The 22,895-nt window shown below is 61.7% G+C and carries 20 protein-coding genes; 5 read left to right on the top strand and 15 right to left on the bottom strand.

The features are described 5' to 3' along the window. The first annotated feature begins 48 nt into the window (after positions 1-48). Positions 49-1,701 carry a VRR-NUC domain-containing protein gene (locus ASN89_RS05485; protein WP_058048534.1) on the top strand — a complete coding sequence of 551 codons (1,653 nt, stop codon included), beginning with the start codon at positions 49-51 and terminating at the stop codon, positions 1,699-1,701. After that, positions 1,698-3,965, top strand: coding sequence for an ATP-dependent DNA helicase (locus ASN89_RS05480; protein ID WP_152988445.1), 2,268 nt, complete (start codon positions 1,698-1,700; stop codon positions 3,963-3,965). The genes ASN89_RS05485 and ASN89_RS05480 overlap by 4 nt, the downstream gene beginning before the upstream one ends. A 142-nt stretch (positions 3,966-4,107) precedes the next feature. Here ASN89_RS05480 and ASN89_RS05475 read toward each other — a convergent pair whose 3' ends face one another. From ASN89_RS05475 to pstS, 14 genes are all read right to left on the bottom strand, one after another. Further along, the gene (locus tag ASN89_RS05475; protein ID WP_058048532.1) at positions 4,108-4,836 is read right to left on the bottom strand and encodes a LytR/AlgR family response regulator transcription factor; all 729 of its coding nucleotides are present in this window, start codon (positions 4,834-4,836) and stop codon (positions 4,108-4,110) included. 11 nt (positions 4,837-4,847) lie between these two features. After that, on the bottom strand, positions 4,848-5,924 hold the full coding sequence (locus ASN89_RS05470; RefSeq protein WP_058048531.1) for a sensor histidine kinase: 1,077 nt from the start codon (positions 5,922-5,924) through the stop codon (positions 4,848-4,850). 6 nt (positions 5,925-5,930) lie between these two features. After that, positions 5,931-6,746, bottom strand: a complete 816-nt coding sequence (locus tag ASN89_RS05465) for a LiaI-LiaF-like domain-containing protein (protein WP_058048530.1) — start codon at positions 6,744-6,746, stop codon at positions 5,931-5,933. Beyond that, positions 6,736-7,119 carry a LiaF transmembrane domain-containing protein gene (locus tag ASN89_RS05460; protein ID WP_034755139.1) on the bottom strand — a complete coding sequence of 128 codons (384 nt, stop codon included), beginning with the start codon at positions 7,117-7,119 and terminating at the stop codon, positions 6,736-6,738. The genes ASN89_RS05465 and ASN89_RS05460 overlap by 11 nt, the downstream gene beginning before the upstream one ends. Before the next feature lie 381 nt (positions 7,120-7,500). Continuing rightward, a complete protein-coding gene (locus ASN89_RS05455; protein ID WP_058048529.1) occupies positions 7,501-8,415 on the bottom strand; it encodes an NAD-dependent epimerase/dehydratase family protein in 915 nt (304 codons plus the stop codon). Between the two features lie 93 nt (positions 8,416-8,508). Then, entirely contained in the window at positions 8,509-10,455 is a 1,947-nt protein-coding gene (locus ASN89_RS05450; protein ID WP_058048528.1) for a UvrD-helicase domain-containing protein, read from the bottom strand. 24 nt (positions 10,456-10,479) lie between these two features. Beyond that, complete coding sequence (gene senA / locus ASN89_RS05445; RefSeq protein WP_235501867.1) at positions 10,480-11,676, bottom strand: selenoneine synthase SenA; 1,197 nt, start codon at positions 11,674-11,676, stop codon at positions 10,480-10,482. Positions 11,677-11,752: 76 nt separating this feature from the next. Next, complete coding sequence (gene phoR, locus ASN89_RS05440) at positions 11,753-13,069, bottom strand: phosphate regulon sensor histidine kinase PhoR (protein WP_034755076.1); 1,317 nt, start codon at positions 13,067-13,069, stop codon at positions 11,753-11,755. A gap of 11 nt (positions 13,070-13,080) precedes the next feature. Then, positions 13,081-13,770 carry a response regulator gene (locus tag ASN89_RS05435; protein WP_034755074.1) on the bottom strand — a complete coding sequence of 230 codons (690 nt, stop codon included), beginning with the start codon at positions 13,768-13,770 and terminating at the stop codon, positions 13,081-13,083. Positions 13,771-13,775: 5 nt separating this feature from the next. Then, positions 13,776-14,486: a phosphate signaling complex protein PhoU gene (gene phoU / locus ASN89_RS05430; protein ID WP_034778131.1), complete on the bottom strand. Its 711-nt coding sequence runs from the start codon at positions 14,484-14,486 to the stop codon at positions 13,776-13,778. A 42-nt stretch (positions 14,487-14,528) separates the two neighbouring features. After that, the gene (gene pstB, locus ASN89_RS05425; RefSeq protein WP_010396817.1) at positions 14,529-15,311 is read right to left on the bottom strand and encodes a phosphate ABC transporter ATP-binding protein PstB; all 783 of its coding nucleotides are present in this window, start codon (positions 15,309-15,311) and stop codon (positions 14,529-14,531) included. Between the two features lie 38 nt (positions 15,312-15,349). Continuing rightward, positions 15,350-16,237, bottom strand: coding sequence for a phosphate ABC transporter permease PstA (gene pstA / locus ASN89_RS05420; RefSeq protein ID WP_046684743.1), 888 nt, complete (start codon positions 16,235-16,237; stop codon positions 15,350-15,352). Continuing rightward, complete coding sequence (gene pstC / locus ASN89_RS05415; RefSeq protein WP_235194289.1) at positions 16,234-17,205, bottom strand: phosphate ABC transporter permease subunit PstC; 972 nt, start codon at positions 17,203-17,205, stop codon at positions 16,234-16,236. Before pstC ends, pstA begins: the two co-directional genes overlap by 4 nt. 199 nt (positions 17,206-17,404) lie before the next feature. Further along, positions 17,405-18,454 (bottom strand): phosphate ABC transporter substrate-binding protein PstS, encoded by a 1,050-nt coding sequence (pstS, locus tag ASN89_RS05410; RefSeq protein WP_046684744.1) that lies wholly within the window; start codon positions 18,452-18,454, stop codon positions 17,405-17,407. A 271-nt stretch (positions 18,455-18,725) separates the two neighbouring features. Here pstS and ppk1 point away from each other — a divergent pair, with 271 nt between their 5' ends. The 3 genes from ppk1 (at position 18,726) to ASN89_RS29665 (ending at position 21,630) form a co-directional block, all read left to right on the top strand. Continuing rightward, positions 18,726-20,819 (top strand): polyphosphate kinase 1, encoded by a 2,094-nt coding sequence (ppk1, locus tag ASN89_RS05405; protein ID WP_034755061.1) that lies wholly within the window; start codon positions 18,726-18,728, stop codon positions 20,817-20,819. 25 nt (positions 20,820-20,844) lie between these two features. After that, on the top strand, positions 20,845-21,303 hold the full coding sequence (sixA, locus tag ASN89_RS05400; RefSeq protein ID WP_058048527.1) for a phosphohistidine phosphatase SixA: 459 nt from the start codon (positions 20,845-20,847) through the stop codon (positions 21,301-21,303). Positions 21,304-21,501: 198 nt separating this feature from the next. Continuing rightward, positions 21,502-21,630, top strand: coding sequence for a hypothetical protein (locus ASN89_RS29665; protein WP_256267160.1), 129 nt, complete (start codon positions 21,502-21,504; stop codon positions 21,628-21,630). Between the two features lie 84 nt (positions 21,631-21,714). Here ASN89_RS29665 and ASN89_RS05395 read toward each other — a convergent pair whose 3' ends face one another. Further along, positions 21,715-22,836, bottom strand: coding sequence for a polyamine ABC transporter substrate-binding protein (locus ASN89_RS05395; protein WP_058048526.1), 1,122 nt, complete (start codon positions 22,834-22,836; stop codon positions 21,715-21,717). Between the last annotated feature and the right edge of the window lie 59 nt (positions 22,837-22,895).

Genomic DNA, 22,895 nt, shown 5'->3' with positions numbered 1-22,895 from the left:
AAACACAGTAAAACCGATCACCTTGCATCTTGCCCTATTACCATCCCCATGTTGAGAGTCCTGGAAAATCCCCTGTACTATCTGGATAATTTCCAGGACGTGCTGAACTGGATCAGCGCGCGTTACGCCGATCTGCTGAGCCCTGAAGAAACGCAGTTCATCGCCGCATTCGGCGCGCTGCCGCAGTCGTCGCGCGCCCTGTTCGTGCGCCTCGTCATGCGCAAGGGTTGCCTGTTTCGTGCCAGCAAGCTCAATTACCCGGAAATCGGCGACACGCGCGCGGCTGCCCTGCCCTTGCTGGCCCTGGAATGGGTCGAAGCCGATCCCGTCATCGCGCTCGAGGAGCTGTTCGACTTGCTGCTGAAGGCGGAAATCGTCCAGGCCTTCGACCTCGCCGCCCCGCTGAAAGCGGCGCGCAAGGCCGAGCAGCTGGACGCCTTGCGCGAGCAGCACGGAGAAAATAAACCGTTCTCCGCTTGGCATCCGGCCTCCGGCGACGTACTGTACCGCATCGGTCTGCAAGCGCTGTGCGACCGCCTGCGCCTCATTTACTTCGGCAATTATCACCAGGACTGGTCGGAATTCGTGCTGTCCGACCTCGGTGTGTACCAGTATGAAAAAGTGGAATTCTCGCCGCAGTCGCGCGGATTTCGCACGCGCCAGGATATCGAGCACTATGAAGTGCTGCACCAGTGCCGCGAACGCTACAACGACAGCGCGCCGGCGGACGAAGTGCTGCAGGAACTGGCTGCGCTGCCCTTGTCCGAAGATAATACCTGGCTGGCCAGCCGGCGCGACAAGCTGCGCTTCCAGATCGCCCAGCACCTGGAGAAATGCCAGGACTGGCCGGCCGCCTACCGCGCCTACGCCCATTGCCGCTATCCGGGCGCGCGTGGCCGCGCCATCCGCGTGCTGGAAAAAGATGAGCAGCCGCAAGCTGCCTACGAGCGCCTGCTGATCGCCCTGGCCGCGCCGGAAAGCGAAGCGGAACAGCAATTGCTGCTGCGCATGGCGCCCCGTTTGCGGCGCAAGCTGGGCCATGCGAAGCAGGCGGCCAATGCGACGGCCGCCGTGGAACGCATTGACCTGCTGCTGCCCTACCCGGAACAGGCATGCTACGTGGAAGGGGTGGTGCAGCAACACCTGATGCAGGACGATGCGCCCGTGTATTACGTGGAAAACACCCTGATCAACTCGCTGTTCGGCCTGCTGTGCTGGCCCGCCATCTTCAAGCCCATGCCGGGCGCCTTCTTCCACCCGTTTCACAGGGGGCCCGCCGACTTGCACAGCGCCGATTTTTACCAGCGCCGCAGCAACGATTTTGCCGCCTGCCTGGCGCAGCTGGACGATGGCAGTTACCACGCGGCCATCCGCGCCACGCTTGCCGCCAAGCACGGCATCGTCTCGCCCTTCGTCAGCTGGAGCATACTGGAAGACGGCTTGCTGGACCTGGCCCTGGCCTGCATCCCGGCCTTCCACCTGAAGAAGGCGTTCGAGCGCATCTTGCTCGACATTAAAAGCAACCGCAGCGGCTTTCCCGACCTGATCCAGTTCTGGCCGACCGAGCAGCGCTACCGCATGATCGAAGTCAAGGGTCCCGGCGACCGCCTGCAAGACAACCAGCTGCGCTGGATCGCGTATTGCGCCCAGCACGCCATGCCCGTCAGCGTGTGCTACCTGCAATGGCGGGCGGCCACATGAGCCGCAACACTTACACCATCGCCGTGCGCGCCCTGTGCGAATTCACGGCCAAGGTGGGCGACCTGGACTTGCGTTTCACGCCCTCGCCCACGGCGCAGGAAGGCATGGCCGGCCACGCCACCGTGACGAGCCGGCGCGACGATGACTACCAGCGCGAAATCAGCTTGTACGGCGACTTCGGTCCCCTGCACGTGCGGGGCCGTGCCGATGGCTACGACCCTGCCCGGCGCCAGCTGGAAGAAATCAAGACTTACCGGGGTGAACTGGACGCCATGCCTGCCAACCACCGCCAGCTGCACTGGGCGCAGGCGCGCATCTACGGCCACTTGCTGTGCCAGCAGCTGAACTTGCCCATGCTGCGCGTGGCGCTCGTGTATTTCGATATCGTGAGCCAGAAGGAAACGGTCATGCACGAGGAGTGCACGGCCGAGGCGCTGCGCACCTTCTTCGAACAGCATTGCACGCTGTTTCTCGACTGGGCCGAGCAGGAAATGGCGCACCGCGCCAGCCGCGATGCGCAGCTCACGGCCATGGCCTTTCCCCATGCGGACTTCCGCCCGGGCCAGCGCCAGCTGGCAGAAGCCATGTACAAAGCCAGCAGCCGCGGCTGCGGCTTGCTGGCGCAGGCGCCGACCGGTATCGGCAAGACGGTGGGCAGCCTGTTCCCCATGCTGAAAGCAACGGCCGCGCATGGCCTCGATAAACTGTTTTTCCTCGCCGCCAAGGTGCCGGGCCGGCAAATGGCGCTCGACGCCTGCGCCATCCTCAAGGATAGCGCCCCGCTGCTGCCCTTGCGGGTGCTGGAACTGAGCGCCAAGAGCAGCGCCTGCGAGCATCCTGACAAGGCCTGTCACGGCGAATCGTGCCCGCTGGCCAAGGGTTTTTACGACCGTTTGCCGCTGGCGCGCGAGGTGGCGCTGGCCAGCGGTTTGATCCTCGACAAGGAGGCCGTGCGCGCCGTCGCCTTGCAACAGGGTATTTGCCCCTACTACCTGGGCATGGAGCTGGCGCGCTGGAGCGACGTCGTCATCGGCGACTACAATTATTACTTCGACCTCAGCGCCATGCTGTACGGCATGACATTGGCGCATGACTGGAAAGTCAATGTGCTGGTCGACGAAGCGCACAATATGGTGTCGCGCGCGCGCAGCATGTATTCAGCCGAGCTGGCACAGATCGACCTCAAGATGCTGCGCAAGTTCGCACCCGATGTCCTGAAAAAGCCGCTCGACCGCCTCTCGCGCCAGTGGACGGCTTTGCTGAAAGAACAGGATGGCGATTACCACGTGCATCCAGCCCTGCCCGAAAAATTCTTTGGCGCCCTGCAAGGCGTGGCGACGGCCATCGGCGACTACATGGCCGAACACGCCACGGCCCTGGACGAAGACTTGCAGCGCTTTTACTTTGACGTGCTGCTGATCAACCGCCTGGCGGAAAGTTTCGGCGAGCATTCGCTGTTCGACGTCAGCAAAACAGACACTGGCTCCACCGTCTGCATCCGCAACATCGTGCCGGCGCCGTTTCTCAAGGAACGCTTCGCGGCCAGCCACAGCACAGCCCTGTTTTCCGCCACCCTGAGTCCGTGGAATTACTACAGCGACACCCTGGGCATGCCGGCCGACACGGCCTGGGTCGACGTGGAGTCGCCGTTCCAGGCGGAACAATTATCCGTGCGCGTGGCCGACACCATTTCCACGCGCTACCAGCACCGCGCCGCCTCGCTGCTGCCCATCGCCCAGCTGATGGCGAAGCAATACGCAGAAACGCCGGGCAACTACCTGGCCTTCTTCAGCAGTTTCGATTACATGGAAAAGACGGCCACCCTGTTTGCCCAGCACTACCCCGACGTTCCCATCTGGCAGCAGCCGCGCCGCATGGACGATACTGCCCGCGCGCAATTTCTGGGCCGCTTCGGCCTGGACACGCGCGGCATCGGCTTTGCCGTGCTCGGCGGCGCGTTTGGCGAAGGCATCGACTTGCCCGGCGCGCGCCTGATCGGCGCCTTCATCGCCACCCTCGGTTTGCCGCAGATCAATCCCGTCAACGAGCAAATCCGCCAGCGCATGGGCGACATCTTCGGCGCCGGCTACGACTACACCTATTTATATCCGGGCATGCAAAAAGTGGTGCAGGCGGCCGGCCGCGTCATCCGCACGCAGTCGGACAAGGGTGTCGTGTATCTGATCGACGACCGTTTTTCGCGCCCGGAAATACGGCAGCTGTTACCCACGTGGTGGGATGTGCAGCTAAGTAGGTCGCAATAAATTATTGTGATTTCTGACTTCCATAACCGGCGCTCTGCGGTGTTGCCCGCTGCTAGCAGTGCTCGCACTGCGTCGCAGCGGGCGCCTTGCAGAGCATCCGGTTCTGTTCGTCATAACTTCACAATAATTTCCCACGACCTACTTAGCCAACCAGTAACTTCAGCTTCTGATAGCCCGCCTTGCTCACGGGTATCCTCGTATCGTCGCGCAGGATGGCCACGTGGCTGTCTTTCGTTGCCGCCTCGATGCGGCGGATGCCGTCGATATTGAGCAGATACGACCGGTGCACGCGCAGGAACTTGGCGGGATCGAGCTGGGTCTCCAGCTCCGACAGTCGCTGGCTTTTCAGGTAGGACTTGCCTTCGGAACGGATGCTGATGTAATCGTCCTGCGCCTCGATGTAATCGATGCGCGCGCTGGAGATGACGTGGACCTTGGCGCCATCGCGAATCAGCACGCGGTCCAAAGGCGCGGCGCGCGTGGCCGCTTCGCGCGCCAGCGTTTGCACAGTCTGGGGCACGCTGCGGTGGGCGCGCGCATGGGCCAGCGCCTGGTCGAAGCGCTGTTCGCTGAACGGTTTGAGCAGATAATCGAGGGCATGGCATTCGAACGCTTTCAAGGCGTACTGGTCGTAGGCCGTGACAAAGATGAAACGCGTCTTCGCGCCGATCAGCTCGGCCACTTCAAAACCGTCCAGGCGCGGCATCTGGATGTCGAGAAACACCAGTTCCGGCGCCAGTTCCGCGATGGCCTTGACGGCGTCAAAGCCGTTGGCGCACTCGGCGACGATCTCGATATCGTCGTGGCGCGCCAGGTATTCGCGCAACACGCTGCGCGCCAACAATTCGTCATCGACGATGGCCACCCGCATTCTTGCCTGCATCATGCTTCCTCCGTGTCGCCGGTCTGTGCCGGCATCGATAGCGTTACTTCAAACATCGCGCCGCGCCGCGCCCAGTGCACGCTGGCCTCGTGGCCATACGCGCCGGCCAGGCGCTGGCGCACATTTTCCAGGCCCACGCCATTGCCGCGCGCCGGCCCCTGATCCGCATCGACGGGATTGCGCACGGCGATCTGCAGCAGGCTGCCCGCGCGCCGCACCTCGATGGCGATCTGGCCACCCTCCGTCAAGCCGCAGATACCATGCTTAACGGCATTTTCCACCAGCGGCTGTATCAACATGGGCGGCAACAGGCACGCCAGCGCGGCAGTGTCGACACTTTCCGCCACTTGCAGGCGCGCGCCGAAACGCACCTGTTCGATGGCCAGGAAATGGCGAATCAGCACGAGTTCCTCTTGCACCGTGATGTGCTTGTGCGCTTCCAGGCTCAGGCTCTGGCGAAAGAAACTGGCCAGCTGCACGGTCATCTGGCGCGCGCCCGCCGCATCGATAGACGTCAGGGCGCTGATGGAGTTCAGGCTGTTGAACAGAAAATGGGGATCGATCTGCGTGCGCAGCATGCGCAGTTGCGCTTCCTGCGCCATCAGCTGGGCTTCCAGGCCCCGCTGCTCGGCCATCCTGGCGCGCACGAATTCCAGCAGCAGATAATGCACGGCGGCGGCCAGACAATACAGCAGCGCGCCCAGGCCGAAGAACAGGGCCAGCAGCGATGGCGTCAGGTCCACGCCCAGCCAGTGCTGCTCCATCAACAGGCTGACGCTGTTCAAAAATTGCAGCAGGGTCGCCCACAGCAAGCCCGCGAACAGGGCCGCCACGCCCATTACGCCGGCGATGGCGAGCGGATGGCGGGCGTGCAAGGGATAGGCACGGCACAGGTAAAACGCGGAAAACCCCGAACCGATCGCATACACGAGCGTGGCGGGCGCCACCAGCAGGACGGCATTGAGCCAGGGCGCGTGCGCCACCCTGGCCAGGATGGAAGCCAGGGCCAGGCCCAGCGCGATGCAGACCAGGAACACCACGACGGCGCCGCGCCGCTTCGACAAAGGTCCGGACATGCGCGCCTAGTTGCGGATTTCCAGGCCGCCCATGATGGCGTATCCCGTCACGTACAGGCGCTTGTTCTGGTTCGGCGGCACGATGGTCTTTTCTTCGAAGCCGCCAAGGATGGGCGTGCCCTGCAGGACCACGCTCCAGTCGGGCGGGATCTTGATGGTGACGCCGCCGCACAGGGCAAATACGTTGAGCACGGCTTCGCCTTCGATCGATGCCTGGCGCAGGTCGATTTCGCAGCCGGCCATGATGACGTTGATATCGCCGCCCCTGAAGCGCTGCGACGACACGCGTCGCACATAGCCGCCGAGGATGGCCGTCACTTCGATGATGCTGTCGTCGTCCGCCTGGGCGCCGGCGCCGGGAGCGGCAGTGGCACCGGCGACTTCCTTGTCGAGCGATACGGCGCCATTCCTGGCCTGGCCGAATGCATCAGGCGCGGCGCTGGCATCGGGCGGCGCGGCAAAGTGCCGGCGGCGCTGCCGCTGCCGCCCGCCTGGCAGGGATTTCGACACGACGGCCACGCCGGCGGCAATGATGAGCAGCGGCCACAGCATGCTCCAGTTGATATAGAACAAGCCCATGGCTTTCAAGGTCCAGCTCAGGCCCAGCAAGACCATCACACCGCCGAGGATGTAGCCGGAGCGGGAATGGCTTTGCGATATTTTCAGCAAGCCGAAAATGATGAGGATGGTGGGCCAGAAGCGGAAGGTATAGCGCACATTGATGAAACCGAGGTTATCGAGCAGGAACAGCAGCCCCAGGCCGATGACGATGACGCCCAGCACGATCTGCGATGGCGAGTGCAGCGGCGGTCTATTTTTCATGCTCGGACTCCCGGTAGGCAATAAAATGTTTGTTCAACAGCGGTTCGAGCACGAGGCCCACGCCCCAGGCGATCAGCAAGGCGGGCCAGCTATTGTAGAAATTCAAGTTCCACAGTTCTTCATACGACACATACCACCAGGCGGCGAAGAAGATCAGCCACAGGCCGCTCAGCACCTGCTTGGCGGACACGGGCGTGAGCAGCTTGTTGAGGCCAAAGACGGCTAGTATCACCGGCCAATAATGCCATAGTGCATAGTAATCATGGAGATAGATCACATCGAGCCGGTCCAGCAGGATGATGGCGCCGATGGCGATCAGCAGCACACCCCACAGCAGCTGGGTACGGCGGTAATACGCTGGTTCAGGTTTCACGGTCACCCCTTGAAGTTGGTTGATCGTAAAGATACGCGGATTTCGGGCACGCGAAAACAGCGCTTCGGCGAATGGCGGACAGGTGGCGGTGAATGGCGCAACGGCAGAAAAAACCGGCAAAAAAAAGACCGGCTAGGCCGGCCTTGAAGGGGTTCGCAGCACACACCGCGACCTGGAGTTGCAGTGCACAGCCGCAGAGCGCAAACGCGCCGGCGGCGAAAATCTGGTGCCGATCCTTGAGGCGACCGGCTGACCTGCTGGAAGATCGAACATGCCGCCAACTTCACGGCAGTGCGTCTCAACCAAGCAGAGCCATCATACTCCCGATCGCAAAACAGCACCGTTCGCTAGCGCACACTGATGCTGTTTTGCTGAGCTGCATCAACCGGCGACGGCGTGCGGCGGCTTAAGCATGTCCTTCTCGATCCATGCCAGCACGGACGGCCCCTGCGGCTGCCAGCCCAGCAGCTTGCGTGCCCGCTCGCCGCGCACGCGGCTGTTGGAACCGAGGCCGTAGGAAGCCATCTCGTAGCCCCATTCGGCAATGGCCTCGGGCAACGGCCAGTCCTGCGCGGGACCCAAGTCCAGTGCGGTGGCGATGGCGGCCGTCATGTCGCGGAAAGCCGCTTCGCCCGATTCGACGAAGTAAAACGTGCCGGCGGGCGACTTTTCCAGCGCCAGCAAATACAGGCTGACGACGTCGTCGATGTGCACGTTGGACCAGATATTGCGGCCCGGCCCCACGTGGCGCACGATGCCGCTCTTGCGCGCCTGTTTCAACAAGCGGGGCAGCTGCACGCTGTCGCGCGGCAAGGCGCCATGGCCGTAGATCAGGGTGTTGCACAGCACGCTCGCGCGCACGCCCTGGCTTGCGCTGGCCAGTATCAAGTCATCGATGGCGACCCGGGCCGCCTTGTCGGCCGTGGGTGCCGGCAGCTTGTCTTCATAATAGATCTGTTCCGTGCCCTCGCCGCCCGACGCATCGCCCACGATGGACGAGCCGCTCGTGTGCAGGAAAACCTTGTTCGTGCCGGCCAGCGCTTCGAGGATCGCTTCGACAGCGCCCCGGTGGTCGCTGCTGGCCGCATTGATGACGGCATCGGCCGCCTTGGCCTGCTCGATGATGAGTTCGCGGTCGTTCAGGGTACCGACGATACCTTCCACCCCAATGCTGACCAGCTCGGTCACCTGCTCCGGTTTGCGTACGAGACCCGTCACCTGATGGCCCGCGCGCACGAGGCCCGCCGCGATGGAACTGCCGATGAAACCTGCCGCGCCTGTCAAGAAAATCTTCATGCTTTACTCCTGTCTGGTTAGATTGCTGTCAATCACACCAGTCCAGTATGCCCGCTTTCGTCTTTCGCAAAAAGCAGCCGCGCGGCAAAAGATCTATGACTTTGAGGCAACAATCTTCTGTTTCAGCTGCAGGGCGGCGATGTAGCGGCTCCGGTAGGCGGGATCTTCCGGCGTGAGCAAGGTGAGCCTGTCGCGCGCGCGCGTGGCGGCCACATAGAAACGGTTTTCCTCTTCCAGCGGGTCGGTCTTGCTACGCGGGAATTCGTCGACGGCCAGGTAGGGCAAGATCACGTGGTTGTATTCAAGGCCCTTGATCTGGTCGATGCAGGCGATGACCAGCTTGGCCTTGCCGGTCGAGACCGTCACGGCCTCTTCCATCTCGCCCAGCCAGCCGGCAAAGCCGCCCAGCGCCACCCCCGCTTCGCTGCACACGGCGATAAAGCCGTGCAGGGAACGGGCGACGACCCGCGCCTGGGCCGGGTCGACATAGATGCGGCGCGCCGTCTGTTCCAGCTGCATCAGGCCAAAGATGTGCCGCAGCGCCTCGCCCGCCAGGGCATCCGGGGGCAGTGCGCGCAGGTAATCGACGGCGGCCAGGGTCAGCGCCGCCTTGTCCTGGTTCTGCGACTTGGCCAGCTGGTTCGTCAAGAAGCCTTCCAGCAAGTCGGGATAGTTGGCCACGTCGGCCTTGGCTTGCTGCAATTCCGCGCGTGTAAAAGGGATTTCCGCGAAGGCCACCAGGGCTTCGAGGATTTCACCGCGGCGCGGGCCGCTCTTGATCGCATGCAAGTCCTTGCGGGCGATGGCAACCATGCCGCGCAGCATCAGCACTTCCAGGCTCAGCAGATAGCTGTTCATGTCCACCAGGCCATACGCGATGCCGCTCTGGAACAACGCTGTTTCCACGCGGATGGCTTGGTCGCGGTCGCGCAGCAAAATAGCCGTCGTGCCCGCATGCGCGTGTTCGAGCGCGGCGATCAGCTGGGCGCTGCACGCCTGCGGCTGCGCATGGTCGTACTCGAGCAGCTCGATGTGGGTGGCGCGCGACAGGGCCGACACGCTGGCCTTGTTTTTCAGCACGCCCACGGCCTGCGCCAGTTGCGGGCCATAGCGATAGGAAGCCGTCAACGGCAAGCGCTGCAAGGTGGGGAATTCCTGCTCGAAGCGCTGGCGCAGGAAGCGGTGGTCGGCGCCCGACCACGTGTAAATGACTTGATCCTTGTCGCCGGCGCCGCAGAAAAACGCGTTGCCGCGGCGTATCAGCATGGTCAGCAGGCGGAACGACGCTTCATTCAAATCGTGCAATTCATCGGCCACGATGATCTGGAAGGCCGGCAATTGCTGGCGCAGCGGCTCGTCGCCGTCGAGCATGCGCACCAGGTCGTAGGTGGCGTCGAACGGCGCACGGAACTGGATGTCGCCCGTGTCGGCGCCGCGCAAGCCTTCGTATTCGCGCAGCCACAGATAATGCGTGCGCGACATGCCCAGCAGCTCCAGGTTGTCGTCGAGGGAATTGCTTTCGAAGTCGGGATTCTGGAAATCCAGGCGCGCCTTGGTGCGCAGCTGCAGTTTCAAGAATTCGGCAATCGCCCCGTTCGTCGTGTTGATTTCCAGCGGATAGCGGTGAGCATATTTTTCCGACACGACGGCCAAAGCTTCCCAGGCAATCGGGCGCAGCTCTTCATCGCTGCGCATGGCTGCCACCTGCATGTTTTCCAGCTGCAACAGCACCTTGGCGGCAAAGGCGTCGAAGGTGTCGACCGTCAGGCGCTTGACGACACCGAGCGGCACACCCACTTCCAGCAGGCGCTGGCGCAGGGCCACGCGCGCCGCTTCCGTGAAGACGAGGGCCAGCATGCGTTCCGGCGCGCGTCCGCGGTGCAGCGCTTCGGCCAGGCGCAGGGCCAGGGTCGTCGTCTTGGCCGCGCCGGCATTGGCGTCGATCAAGACCACTTTCTTTTGCGCCGTCTGGATGGCGACCTGTTCCGGCGTGGGCGTGATGCGTTTGGGAATGAACTGCGGGGCGTTATCTGTACTCAAAAAGAATCCTGAAATGGTTACCTGTTACCAGGCGCAAGTGCGAAGGCCGGCAAAGATGTCGCCCCGTTCGGGCGCATGGAAGGCGCGCATGCGGGGCGAATGCAGGCGCGGCGGCGTGGCGAATGCGGCGCCGCGCAACACCTGGTGCCGCATGAAATACGGCGCCGAATATTCGCGCCAGGCATCGACCGCAAAACCCGGATACGGTTCGAACGGCGTCGCCGTCCACTCCCACACCTGGCCCCAGTGAAAGCGCGGGTGGCCGGACAGCGCAGCATACTCCCATTCCGCCTCGGTCGCCAGGCGGCGCCCCGCCCAGGCGCAGTACGCGTGCGCTTCATACAGGTTGATGTGGCGCACGGCTTCATTCGGCGGCAAGGTCGTGCGCTGGCCGAAGCGCATGGTGCGCCACTGTGTTGCTTCGCGCAGCCAGTACAGGGGCGACGAGCGCTCCTGCTGCATCAGCCATGCGCTGCCGGCCGCGCTCCAGAACTGGCGGTTCTGATAGCCGCCGTCGGCGACAAAATCGGCAAACTGGGCGTTCGATACGGCACAGGCATCGATGGAAAACGGCGGCACGTAGGAGGCGTGGGGCGGCGATTCATTATCAAAAGCAAATCCGGCCCCGCGCTGCGAGCCCAGTTCGATGGTGCCGCCTGGAAAAGCGATCTCGCCCGCGCCTGGCGGCAAGGCCGGGCTGGCCGCCAGCGATTCCGGCGCCTCCAGTCCCAGCCATTGCAGGCCGGCCAGCATTTCCTCGCCACACAAGTCTTCATGCGCCAGTGCCAGCCGGTACGGCGCCAGAGCGCTGTCGACATTGGCTTCGCGCGACAGTTTATCCAGCACCCGGTCGAGTACTTCGCGGCAATACGTTTTCACCGCGCCCGGGCTGGGCAGTTCCAGCTTCCAGCGCATGCGCTGCTCCACCATATTGGCGTCGAACAAGTCGTCGCCGCGCGTCAGCAGGGAATTATAAATGGCGTCGGCCGGATGGCTGGAAGCGGCTTCGCGCAGGATGAACCACTCGGCAAACCAGGCGATGTGCGCAAGTTGCCACAAGGGAGGATTGAGGCGCGGATGGCGGGGCAGGCCGGCCACCACGTCCAGGCCGGCAGTAACGTAACAGTCGAACAGGGATAAAGTATCGTGGCGCGCAGCCTGCAGCGACTGGGCCAGTTGTTGCGCGCCGGCGTGGCGAAAAGAGGCGTTGATTAAAGTCATGGCCTGATTGTAACGACTTATGCCAAGCTTGCACTAGTCGCGCAGGAAACAGGGAAGAAGTCCTCCCCTCCCCCGCTTACTTGACCAGCAATTCGCCCTGCAGCGGCGTGACGACGGACTTGGGCATGCTGACGATGAAGCTGCTGCCCTTGTCGGCCACTGACTGGATTGCCAACGTCCCGCCATGGCGCAGCAGCACGTGCTTGACGATGGCCAGGCCCAGGCCCGTGCCCTGGGTTTCACGCGAACGGCTCTTGTCGACGCGGTAGAAACGTTCCGTCAGGCGCGAAATATGCTCCTGGCTGATGCCGATGCCCGTATCTTGCGCGATGAATTGCGGACCGGCCGGGCCATCCTGCCAGCGCAGGGTGATGGTGCCGCCGGCCGGCGTATAGCGCACGGCATTCGACGCCAGGTTGCCAAAGGCGCTGTACAGCTCGTCGTAGCTGCCCAGCACGTCGGGGCCGTCGCATTCCATCGTCACTTCATGCTTGCCTGCCGACAAGCCCTTGGCGTCGCGCAAGACTTGCTGCATGAGCTTTTTGATATCCACCGGCTCGGGGCGCAGCGGATAATCGACCGATTCCAGGCGCGACAGGGTCAGCATGTCCTCGATCAGATGCTGCATGCGGTGGCCCTGCTCCGTCATCAGCTTGAGGTGGGAGGCGCGCGTGGTGGCGTCCAGGTCCAGCTCTGCGGAAGCGATTTCCAGGAAGCCGACGATGACGGTGAGCGGCGTGCGCAATTCGTGCGACGCGTTGGCGATGAAGTCGCGGCGCATCATTTCGATGCGTTCCGTCTCCGTCACGTCATGCGTGACGAGGATCTGGCGGCGATTCTCGAATGGAATGATCTGCACGATCAGCTTGCGGTTGCGGAAAGTGATCGTCAGCGGCTGGTCGTAACGGCCCAGGATGATGTAATCCATGAACTCGGGGCTGCGGATCAGGTTCGTCACGCGCATGCCCTTGTCGCGCTCGTGCGTGAGACCCAGATGTTTCTCGGCGGCCGGGTTGCACCATTCGAGGAACAGCACGTCGTCCATGATGACGACGCCGTCGGGCAACAGGTGCATGGCCTGGCGGAAACGCGCCAGCCATTCCGTCAGCTCGGCCTGGTTTTTCTCGTCGTCGCGGCGCATGCGGTACAGGCGCGCGAAAATGCTGGTCCAGGCGCCCCAGCCGTCGGGCAGCTTGGCGCTTTGCGGATTGTCCAGCCAGTTACTCAGCTGGAACAGATACGACAGCTGCACGAACACCATCATGGCCATCAGCACGAAGGCGATGCCCAGCGCATACGTGGCGCCAAACAGATACCAGACGACGGCCACGCCCAGCAGCGCCAGCACCATGCGCAAGGCGGCCGGTACCCAGAACAGCAATTTCGGATTCATAGAGTCAAGCTTTACTTTTCAGACAACATGTAGCCGACGCTGCGCACCGTCTTGATCAGGCTTTCCGCCTCTTTCAAGGCTTTGCGCAAGCGCAATACGTGGACATCGACCGTGCGTTCCTCGATCACCACATGGTCGCCCCACACCTTGTCGAGCAGCTGGCTGCGCGAAAACACGCGTTCCGGATGGGCCAGCAGGAATTTCAGCAGCTTGTATTCGGCGTGGCCGATATCGATCTTCTGTTCATCCATCATCACCGTGCAGCTGACGGGGTCCAGCGCCACGTTGCCCGCGCGCATGGGCGCCTGCGCGTGTTCCGGACTCTTGCGTCGCAAGAGAGCCTTGGCACGGGCCAGCAGCTCGCGTGGCGAGAACGGCTTGGTGACGTAATCGTCGGCCCCGCTGTTCAGGCCGGCCAGCTTGTCTTCTTCCATGCTCTTGGCGGTGAGCATGATGACGGGGATGGCGGCGAAATTGCGGTCGGCGCGGATGCGCGACAGCAGACGCAAGCCCGTCTGGTCCGGCAGCATCCAGTCCAGCAGGATCAGGTGCGGCGTGCGGTGCTGGATGAATTCCCAGGCATCGGCAACGTTTTGTACGGAACAGCAATTCCAGCCGGATTCGCGCAGCGAATAGGTCACCAGTTCAACGATGGCCGGCTCATCTTCAACAATCAATACCGTGGTTTTATCAGATGCCATAAAGCTTACTCAGGGAGCTCCTCGGAAATGGCGGGAGCAGCCACCTTGGTGTGGCGGATGTCCTTGCCTTCAACCACGTAAATCACGTATTCGGCGATGTTTTTCGCATGGTCGCCGATCCGTTCGATGGCCTTGGCCACCCACAGGGTATCGAGCGCCGCCGAAATCGTGCGCGGGTCTTCCATCATAAAGGTGATCAAGTTGCGCATGATAGACCGAAACTCATGGTCGATGATGGCATCCTGTGCAATTAATTGTAAGGCTTGCTTGCCATCGTTGCGCGCAAACGCGTCCAGGGCGTCGTGCAGCATGTCGGTGGCCGTGTTGGCAATGCCGCGCACCATCTCGTAATGGTTGACGACGCCGTTGCCCCGCTTGTGCAGATTCTTCGCCACGCGGGCGATTTTCGTCGCCTCGTCGCCTACGCGCTCGAGGTCGGTAATCACCTTGATGGTGGCCATGATGGTGCGCAAATCGTTGGCGGCCGGCTGGCGGCGCACGATCAGATGGCTGCAGGCGTCGTCCAGCGACACTTCCAGCTGGTTGACGACGTCGTCTTCGCGCATCACGCGGTCGGCGCGTTCCGGGTTGCCGATGCGAAAGCACGTCATCGCGTCGAGGAACTGGGTTTCAACGATGCCGCCCATGAGCAGCACTTTCGAGCGGATCGCTTCGAGTTCGTTGTCGTATTGCTTGGATGAATGTTCGCCTATCATGCTGTCTCTCCGTATTCAGTTGTTGTGTATGCGCGGGGCGGATCAGCCGAAGCGGCCCGTGATGTAATCCTGCGTTTCCTTGCGGGCCGGATTCATGAAGATCTGGTCCGTTTCGCCGAATTCCACCAGCTCGCCCAAATACATATAGGCCGTGTAGTCGGAGCAGCGCGCCGCCTGTTGCATATTGTGCGTCACGATGGCGATCGTGTAATCCTGTTTCAGTTCGCTGATCAGCTCTTCCACTTTCGAGGTCGAGATCGGGTCCAGCGCCGAGGTCGGTTCATCGAGCAGCAAGACGTCCGGCTTCACGGCCACGCCGCGCGCGATGCACAAACGCTGCTGCTGGCCGCCCGACAGCGACAGGCCGCTCTTGCTCAGCTTGTCCTTGACTTCGCCCCACAGCGCGGCCTTTTTCAGGGCCCACTCGACGCGCTCGTCCATTTCGCCCTTCGACAGGTCCTCATACAGGCGCACGCCGAAGGCGATGTTGTCGTAGACGGACATGGGGAACGGCGTCGGCTTCTGGAACACCATGCCGACCTTGGCGCGCAGCATGTTGACGTCCTGATCCGCGTCGAGCACGTTACGCCCGCGGTACAGGATCGAGCCTTCCGCGCGCTGGCCCGGGTACAGATCGTACATGCGGTTCAAGGTACGCAGCAGGGTCGACTTGCCGCAACCGGACGGGCCGATGAAGGCCGTGACCTTCTTCTCGTGGATATCGAGATTAACGTTATGCAGGCTTTGCGTTTTGCCGTAAAAAAAGTTCAGGCCCGAAATCTCGATGGTTTTTTTCTTTGGTGCCAAGTCTTGGGCTGGATTCATTTGCGTATTCATAGGGGTTCGCTTCGCTCGGTATCTGTTTAATTAGGGACTTTTTGGCTGAACACGGTGCGCGACAGGATATTCAAGGCCAGCACGCTGAAGGTGATCAGCAGTGCGCCGCCCCAGGCCAGCGAGCGCCAGTTGTCGTACGGGCTCATCGCAAACGATGCGATGACGGACGGCAAGTTGGCCATCGGCGCATTCATGTTGAAGCTTTGGAACTGGTTATTCAGGGCCGTGAACAGCAGCGGCGCCGTTTCGCCGGCGATGCGGGCCAATGCCAGCAGTACGCCGGTGATCACGCCCGCCTTGACGGCGCGCAAGCGCACGAGGGTGGCGACCTTCCAGCGTGGCGCGCCAAGGGCAAACGCGGCTTCCAGCAGGCTGTTCGGTACCAGACGCAGCATATTGTCCGTCGTGCGCACGACCACGGGTACGGCGATCAGCGACAGCGCGATGGCGCCCGCGTAACCGGAGAAGTGTTTCACATGCGCCACGTACAGCGCATACACGAACAGGCCGATGACGATCGATGGCGCCGACAGCATGATGTCGGTGACGAAACGCGTCACTTGCGCCAGCTTGTTTTCTTCGCCGTATTCGGCCAGGTAGATGCCGGCCAGGATGCCGATCGGGGTGCTGACGACAGTCGCCAGGCCCACCATCAGGGCGCTGCCGACGATGGCGTTGATCAAGCCGCCGCCTTCGCTGCCGGGGGCCGGCGTCGTTTGCGTGAACAAGTCGATGGACAGTGCGCCGAAACCCTTGATCACCAGGGTGCACAAAATCCACACGAGCACGGCCAGGCCCAGGGCCATGGCGCCCACCGACAGGGCGATGCCGATGCGGTGCATCAGCAGGCGCTTGCGGTAGACGGGATTCATGGCCGGCTTGACCGGAGCGTCGAGAGTGCTTACTTGGCTCATTTCGTGCCTTCCTTGCGGGACATGCCAGCCAGCATCAGCTTGGCGGCGGATAAGACGATAAAGGTGATGACAAACAGTATCAGGGCCAGCGAGAACAGCGAGGACACGTGCAGCGCCGATTGCGCTTCGCCGAATTCGTTCGCCAGCAGGGAGGTGATGCTGTTACCGGCGGCAAACAGCGACCACGACAGTTTATTCGCGTTGCCGATGACGAAGGTCACGGCCATGGTTTCGCCCAGCGCGCGGCCCAGGCCCAGCATGACGCCGCCGACGACGCCGGTCTTGGTGTATGGCAAGACGATCTTGCGCACCACTTCCCAGCGCGTGCAGCCCAGGCCGTATGCGGATTCCTTCAGCACGGCAGGAACGATCTCGAACACGTCGCGCATCACGGAAGCGATGAAGGGGATGATCATGATGGCCAGCACCAGGCCGGCCGTCAGCAGGCCGATGCCCATCATGGGGCCGCTGAACAGCTGGCCGATGACGGGCACGTTGCCCAAGGTGGCTTTCAGGATGGGCTGGACGTGGTCGGCAAACAGGGGCGCAAACACGAACAGGCCCCAGATGCCGTAGATGATCGATGGCACGCCGGCCAGCAGCTCGACAGCCGTGCCCAGCGGGCGGCGCAGCCAGGCCGGGCAGATTTCCGTGAGGAACAGGGCGATGCCGAAGCTGACGGGAAAGGCGATCAGCAGAGCGATGACGGACGTCACCAGGGTGCCGATAATGGGGATCAGGGCGCCGTACTGGTCATTGACGGGGTCCCACTCGGCCGAAACGATGAAATGCAGGCCGAAGGTCTTGAAGGCCGGTATCGATTCCATGATCAGCGAAATGATGATGCCGACCAGGACGATCAGCACCGACAGGGCGAACAGCATCGTCACCTTGTGGAACATGAAATCCTGGAAGCGCTGCTTGCGCATGGTGGAAAGCATTTGCGCGTGACTGATGGAATCGGTCATGGTGCCGCCTGGCATGGGGATCGTGGAGGAGGTAGATTGTGCGCTCATAGTGTGCCATATGGGTGGTACTGCAGGTACTGCTATTTTTATCGTGCTCTTTTAGCCGGGAACGCCTGCAAGGGCTTGCGGGCGGTCCTGGCTAACTCCCTGCCCCGCCGTGCTGCTGACGGGGCAAGGATGCATGACTCAGGCCATGCGATTAGTAGATCGACTTGCCGGAAGCGTCTTTCAGGTTGGCTTTCCACGATTCCTGCACCAATTTCACGACCGATGCCGGCATAGGCACGTAGTCCAGCTCAACGGCAGCGGCGCCGCCGTTCTTGTAGGCCCAGTCGAAGAATTTCAGGACTTCTTTGGCCTTGGCTGCGTCAGCCTGTACTTTGTGCATCAGGATGAACGACACGCCCGTGATAGGCCAGCTGTTCTTGCCAGCCTGGTCGGTCAGGACCACGCCGAAGCCTGGGGTTTGCGTCCAAGGTGCCGAAGCGGCGGCTGCCTTGAAGTTTTCGTCGTCAGGCTGCAGGAAGTTGCCGTCCTTGTTTTGCAGCTGGGTGTGCGACATCTTGTTCTTCTTGGCGTAAGCCCACTCGACGTAGCCGATCGAACCCTTGATACGCTGCACGTTGGCGGCGACGCCTTCGTTACCCTTGCCGCCCACGCCCACGGCCCATTTCACAGCCGAGCCAGCGCCGATTTTCGATTTGAATTCCGGGTTGGTTTTCGACAGGAAGTCGGTGAACAGGAACGACGTGCCCGAACCGTCGGCGCGGTGCACCACGGTGATTTCCGTGTCCGGCAGCTTGACGCCACTGTTCAGGGCGGCGATTTCAGGCGCGCTCCATTTGGTGATCTTGCCCAGGTAGATGTCGGCAACGACTTTACCCGTCATTTTCAGTTGGCCTGGGGTTACGCCGTCCAGGTTGACGATGGTGACCACGCCGCCCATGATGGCCGGGAACTGCATCAGGCCTGCCTCTTCCAGCTCTTCCGCCTTCAAAGGCATGTCCGAAGCGCCGAATTCAACAGTTTTTGCCTTGATTTGCTTGATGCCGGCGCCGGAACCGACGGACTGGTAGTTCAGGCCGTTGCCCGTGTTGGCTTTGTACGTCTCGGCCCATTTGGCGTAGATCGGGTACGGGAAGGTTGCGCCAGCACCTGTCATATCTGCCGCCATGACGGAAGCGGAAGAAAATGCCATCGCTGCCGAAGCACCCACGACGATAAATTTGAACATTTGCTTCATTTGCATATCAAGTCCTCAGGGTTGTTGGGGCTCAAAGTCCCGGTTGAATGCTGCGCAGTCTAGCAAGCGAATATGACAGCTTTATGACATGGGTAAAAAATCCTGAAATAATTGCCTACGCCCGGGGAACTGCCATTTTCAGCGCGAAAAATGACAGAGGTGGCGACGCTTTATGACAGCGTATGTCACGCTTACGTCATATTTCATGATTACACTCACAACGCGTCATACATGATGAAATACGGCTAGAATTAACTATCTGCAAAGACAAAAGAATATGAAACCTGAACTGCACACGGAAGTGACCAAATCGGGCATCCTGCTTGACCGCGAGCTGTCGCAACTGACTTTCAACCGGCGCGTGATGGCCCAGGCGGAAGACCCGAACATTCCGCTGCTCGAGCGCCTGCGCTACCTGTGCATCGTCAGCAGCAATATGGATGAGTTCTTCGAGGTGCGCGTGGCCAGCCTGCTGGCGGCCGGCAGCATCGGCGGTTCGCTGGCCGGCCACCCTGCCCTGGCGGCCAACCTGGAGCGCATCGGCAAGGAATGCCATGCGCTGGTGGAACGCCAGTACGAGATATTAAATAGCGAAGTCTTGCCGGCCCTGCGCGAAGCGGGCGTGCATTTGCTGCGCGACAGCGACCGCAACGAGGCGCAGCGCGCGTGGGTCAAGCAGTATTTCGACCGCGAAGTGCGGCCCCTGCTGACGCCCATCGGCCTGGACCCGGCCCACCCGTTTCCGCAGGTGGTGAATAAAAGTCTCAATTTCATCGTCTCGCTGAGCGGCAAGGATGCGTTCGGCCGCGGCACGGCCATCGCCATCGTCAAGGCGCCCCGCGTCTTGCCGCGCGTCATCAAGCTGCCGGACGAGATTTCCGGCGATGGCGTGTCCTTCTGTTTATTGTCGTCCGTCATCCATGCGCACATCTCGGACCTGTTTGCCGGGCGTGAGGTGATCGCCTATTCGCAATTTCGCGTCACGCGCGACAGCGACCTGTGGGTGGACGAGGATGAAGTCAAGAATCTGCGCCAGGCCCTGAAAGGCGAGCTGGTCGGCCGCCAGTTCGGCACTTCCGTACGCCTGGAAGTGGCGCGCAATTGCCCTCCAGAATTGTCGCAGTTCCTGCTCGACCAGTTCAGCCTGGATCAAAGCCGGCTGTACCGCGTCAACGGCCCCGTCAATCTGGTGCGCCTGTCGGAAATGATCGACCACGTCAAACAGCCAGAGCTGCGCTTCCCACCGTTCTTCCCCGGCCTCGCGCATAAAGCCATCGGCAACGACATCTTTGCCGCGCTGAGCAAACACGACATCCTGCTGCACCACCCGTACCAGTCGTTCCAGACGGTGATCGACTTCATCCGCAGCGCCGCCTACGATCCCTCCGTCGTCGCCATCAAGCAGACGATCTACCGCACGGGCATGAACTCGGACTTGATGGAGTCCCTGATCACGGCGGCGAAGATGGGCAAGGAAGTGACCGTCATCGTGGAATTGATGGCGCGTTTCGATGAAGAAGCCAATATCAACTGGGCCGACAAGCTGGAACAGGCGGGCGCACAGGTCGTGTACGGCGTGGTGGGATTGAAAACCCATGCCAAGGTGGCGCTCGTCATCCGCCGCGAAGAAGGCGCGCTGCGCTTCTACGCCCACTTGGGCACCGGCAACTATCATCCGACGACGACCAAGCTGTACACGGACTTCGGTTTGCTGACGGCGAACCAGGACCTGGCCGTGGAAGTCAATGAAGTCTTCATCCACCTGACGAGCCTGACCAAGCCGCACAACCTGAACCACTTGTGGCTGGCGCCGTTCGGCCTGCAAAGCGAGATCATCAAGGCCATCCGCAACGAGGCGAAGATCGCCCGTTCGGGCCGGCGCGGGCGCATCATCGTGAAAGTCAACGCGCTCGTTGATGAATCCGTGATCCGCGCCCTGTATGCGGCCTCGACCGATGGCGTGAAGATCGACCTGATCGTGCGCGGCGCCTGCACCCTGAAGCCGGGCGTGCCGGGCCTGTCGGAAAACATCAAGGTGCGCTCCGTGATCGGCCGCTTCCTCGAACACAGCCGCATTTACTACTTCCGCAACGACCTGGCGCACGATGTCTACCTGGCCAGCGCCGACTGGATGAGCCGCAACCTGTTCCGCCGTGTGGAAGTGGCTTTCCCGGTACTTGACCGGGCGCTGAAACGGCGCGTGATCGCCGAAGGCTTGAATCCGTATTTGAAGGATAATACAAATGCATGGGAACTGGAGCCGACCGGTCATTACGCGCGCCGCAAGCCGCGCGGCAAGCAAACACCGTTCAGCGCCCAGCAATACCTGATGCACACACTGGGCACGCCGGGCGCGGAGGTCGGCGAATAGGCAATTCAACACAGAGGAGCACAGCATGGATCTCATCTTGTGGCGACACGCAGAAGCCGAGCCGGGCGTCCCCGACCTCGAACGCGCCCTGACGGTCAAAGGCCAGAAGCAGGCGCGCCGCATGGGGGAATGGCTGGCCTCGCAACTACCGGAAAATTGCCGCATCCTCGTCAGCCCCGCCCTGCGCACCCTGCAAACGGCGGAGGCGCTGGGGCGCAAGTTCAAGCTGATGCCGGAACTGGCGCCCGGCGCCGAAGCGGAAGACATCCTCAAGGCGGCCAACTGGCCCGGCGGCAAGGAAACCGTGCTCATCGTCGGTCACCAGCCCACCCTGGGTCAGGCGGCCGCCCTGCTGCTGACGGGCGAGGACCAGGAATGGGAAATGCGCAAGGCCAGCGCCTGGTGGTTTTCGCAGCGCGAGCCAGGCGACCCCGTCAGCATCTATTTGAAGGCGGTGATGGCGCATGACCTGGTGGTGAAGTAAGGGGCGTGAAATAAGCGGGCGAAGCGGGGAAATGCGCAAAAAGTGCGCTGGGACAAATACTAGTGGGGTTCGCAACTCAGCAGCCTTGTAAAGCGCTGCCGATCTGCTAGAGTTTAATTGCATCAACTACGTGCAAGAGCCCTGCTCCCGCACATTGAGCAACCCAGCGGACAGCCGTCCAACGGCGGCTGAAAGACCATGTTAATCACCTTCCTCGTTTTTCTCTTCATCGCCATCTTCGCCGCCATCATCGGCTTTGTCGCCTTTGAACTGGTCGAAGAAATGCGCGGCAGCCACCATAAGCTGATGGACCGCTATCACGAGTAGCGCTCACCTCGGCACTATCGCATGGCGCCAGCGACGGCCCAACAGGCCCGTCCCTCGCGCCATCCTTGTTTTTATACTCCCGTCTTACACTCCCGTTTTGAACTTCGTATAGATGCGCGTCATCAAGCGGCGGATGTCGGCCGTGGTCGCTTCAGGCGCGGCCATGCGCTGCTTGTCGGCGTCCGACAGGAAGATGGCCTTGTTCTCGCCGATGTCCTTGCGTACATATTTGATGCTGGCCGGATTCGGGTTCGCGTAGAACACCTTGTTGCTCAGGCTGGCATGCACTTGCGGACGCAAAATATAGTTGATGAACAGGTGCGCATTGTTCGGGTGCGGCGCGTCGGCGGGAATCGCCATGGTGTCGAACATCAGGGCGGCCGTCTTCGGCACCAGCACCTGGATCACATTGCCGTTTTTCGCATCGATGGCGCGCTGGCGCGCGATATTGATGTCGCCCGACCAGCCCAGCGCCACGCAGACGGAGCCGTTGGCCATGTCATTGATGTAGCCTGACGAGCTGAACAGGGTCACATAAGGGCGGATCGCCTGCAGCACCTTGCCCGCTTCCTGGTAGTCGGTGGCCGTTTTCGAGTAGGCGGGTTTGCCCAGGTATTGCAGGGCGGCCGGCAGCACTTCCGACGGCGAGTCGAGGAAGGACACGCCGCACGATTTCAGCTTGGCCGCATATTTCGGGTCGAAGACCAAGTCCCAGGCATTGTCGGGCATGGGCATGCCGCCCAGCGCGGCCTTGACCTTGTTGACGTTGATGCCCACCGTCGTGTAGCCCCACAGCCAGTCGACCAAATAATCGTTGTTCGGGTCGATCTTCGCCAGCTTGGCCTGCAGGTTCTGATCCAGGTTGCCCAAATTCGTCAGCTTGCTCTTGTCGAGTTTACGCAGCAGGCCCGCATCGATCTGCAGGCGCGCCCACTGGGCCGTCGGCACGACGATGTCGTAGCCGGACTTGCCCGCCACCAGTTTCGCATTGAGGATTTCGTTATTGTCGAAAACGTCGTAGCGCACCTTGATGCCCGTTTCCTTCTCAAAATTCTTGATCGTATCGTCGCCGATATAGTCCGACCAGTTATAGATGTTCAGGACTTTTTCTTCCTGGGCCTGAGCGTGCGCAGGCAAGGCCAGTACGGCCGCCGCCAAGGCCAGTCCCACTCCAATGCGCCGCCCTGCTTGCCATGTGTTTGCCATCGTACCGCCTCCGGAATTAGTCAGAAAATAGTGACGATGATAGCAAGAAGGGCGCGATC

It is taken from the genome of Janthinobacterium sp. Ant5-2-1, assembly GCF_001445815.1.
Lineage (GTDB): Bacteria > Pseudomonadota > Gammaproteobacteria > Burkholderiales > Burkholderiaceae_D > Janthinobacterium > Janthinobacterium lividum_E.
Note: the sequence above shows the minus strand (reverse complement) of the source record. Positions and strands in the feature narration are given on the sequence as shown.

Excerpts from the sequence above, each read along its gene's own strand:
- pstS (WP_046684744.1), bottom strand. The coding sequence starts at position 18,454 with ATGCAAATGAAGCAAATGTTCAAATTTATCGTCGTGGGTGCTTCGGCA.
- pstA (WP_046684743.1), bottom strand. The coding sequence starts at position 16,237 with ATGAGCCAAGTAAGCACTCTCGACGCTCCGGTCAAGCCGGCCATGAAT.
- ASN89_RS05435 (WP_034755074.1), bottom strand. The coding sequence starts at position 13,770 with ATGGCATCTGATAAAACCACGGTATTGATTGTTGAAGATGAGCCGGCC.
- ASN89_RS29665 (WP_256267160.1), top strand. The coding sequence starts at position 21,502 with ATGTTAATCACCTTCCTCGTTTTTCTCTTCATCGCCATCTTCGCCGCC.
- ASN89_RS05475 (WP_058048532.1), bottom strand. The coding sequence starts at position 4,836 with ATGCGGGTGGCCATCGTCGATGACGAATTGTTGGCGCGCAGCGTGTTG.
- ASN89_RS05395 (WP_058048526.1), bottom strand. The coding sequence starts at position 22,836 with ATGGCAAACACATGGCAAGCAGGGCGGCGCATTGGAGTGGGACTGGCC.
- ASN89_RS05485 (WP_058048534.1), top strand. The coding sequence starts at position 49 with ATGTTGAGAGTCCTGGAAAATCCCCTGTACTATCTGGATAATTTCCAG.
- sixA (WP_058048527.1), top strand. The coding sequence starts at position 20,845 with ATGGATCTCATCTTGTGGCGACACGCAGAAGCCGAGCCGGGCGTCCCC.
- phoU (WP_034778131.1), bottom strand. The coding sequence starts at position 14,486 with ATGATAGGCGAACATTCATCCAAGCAATACGACAACGAACTCGAAGCG.
- pstC (WP_235194289.1), bottom strand. The coding sequence starts at position 17,205 with ATGACCGATTCCATCAGTCACGCGCAAATGCTTTCCACCATGCGCAAG.
- senA (WP_235501867.1), bottom strand. The coding sequence starts at position 11,676 with ATGACTTTAATCAACGCCTCTTTTCGCCACGCCGGCGCGCAACAACTG.
- ppk1 (WP_034755061.1), top strand. The coding sequence starts at position 18,726 with ATGAAACCTGAACTGCACACGGAAGTGACCAAATCGGGCATCCTGCTT.
- ASN89_RS05455 (WP_058048529.1), bottom strand. The coding sequence starts at position 8,415 with ATGAAGATTTTCTTGACAGGCGCGGCAGGTTTCATCGGCAGTTCCATC.
- ASN89_RS05480 (WP_152988445.1), top strand. The coding sequence starts at position 1,698 with ATGAGCCGCAACACTTACACCATCGCCGTGCGCGCCCTGTGCGAATTC.
- ASN89_RS05465 (WP_058048530.1), bottom strand. The coding sequence starts at position 6,746 with ATGAAAAATAGACCGCCGCTGCACTCGCCATCGCAGATCGTGCTGGGC.
- pstB (WP_010396817.1), bottom strand. The coding sequence starts at position 15,311 with ATGAATCCAGCCCAAGACTTGGCACCAAAGAAAAAAACCATCGAGATT.
- ASN89_RS05470 (WP_058048531.1), bottom strand. The coding sequence starts at position 5,924 with ATGTCCGGACCTTTGTCGAAGCGGCGCGGCGCCGTCGTGGTGTTCCTG.
- phoR (WP_034755076.1), bottom strand. The coding sequence starts at position 13,069 with ATGAATCCGAAATTGCTGTTCTGGGTACCGGCCGCCTTGCGCATGGTG.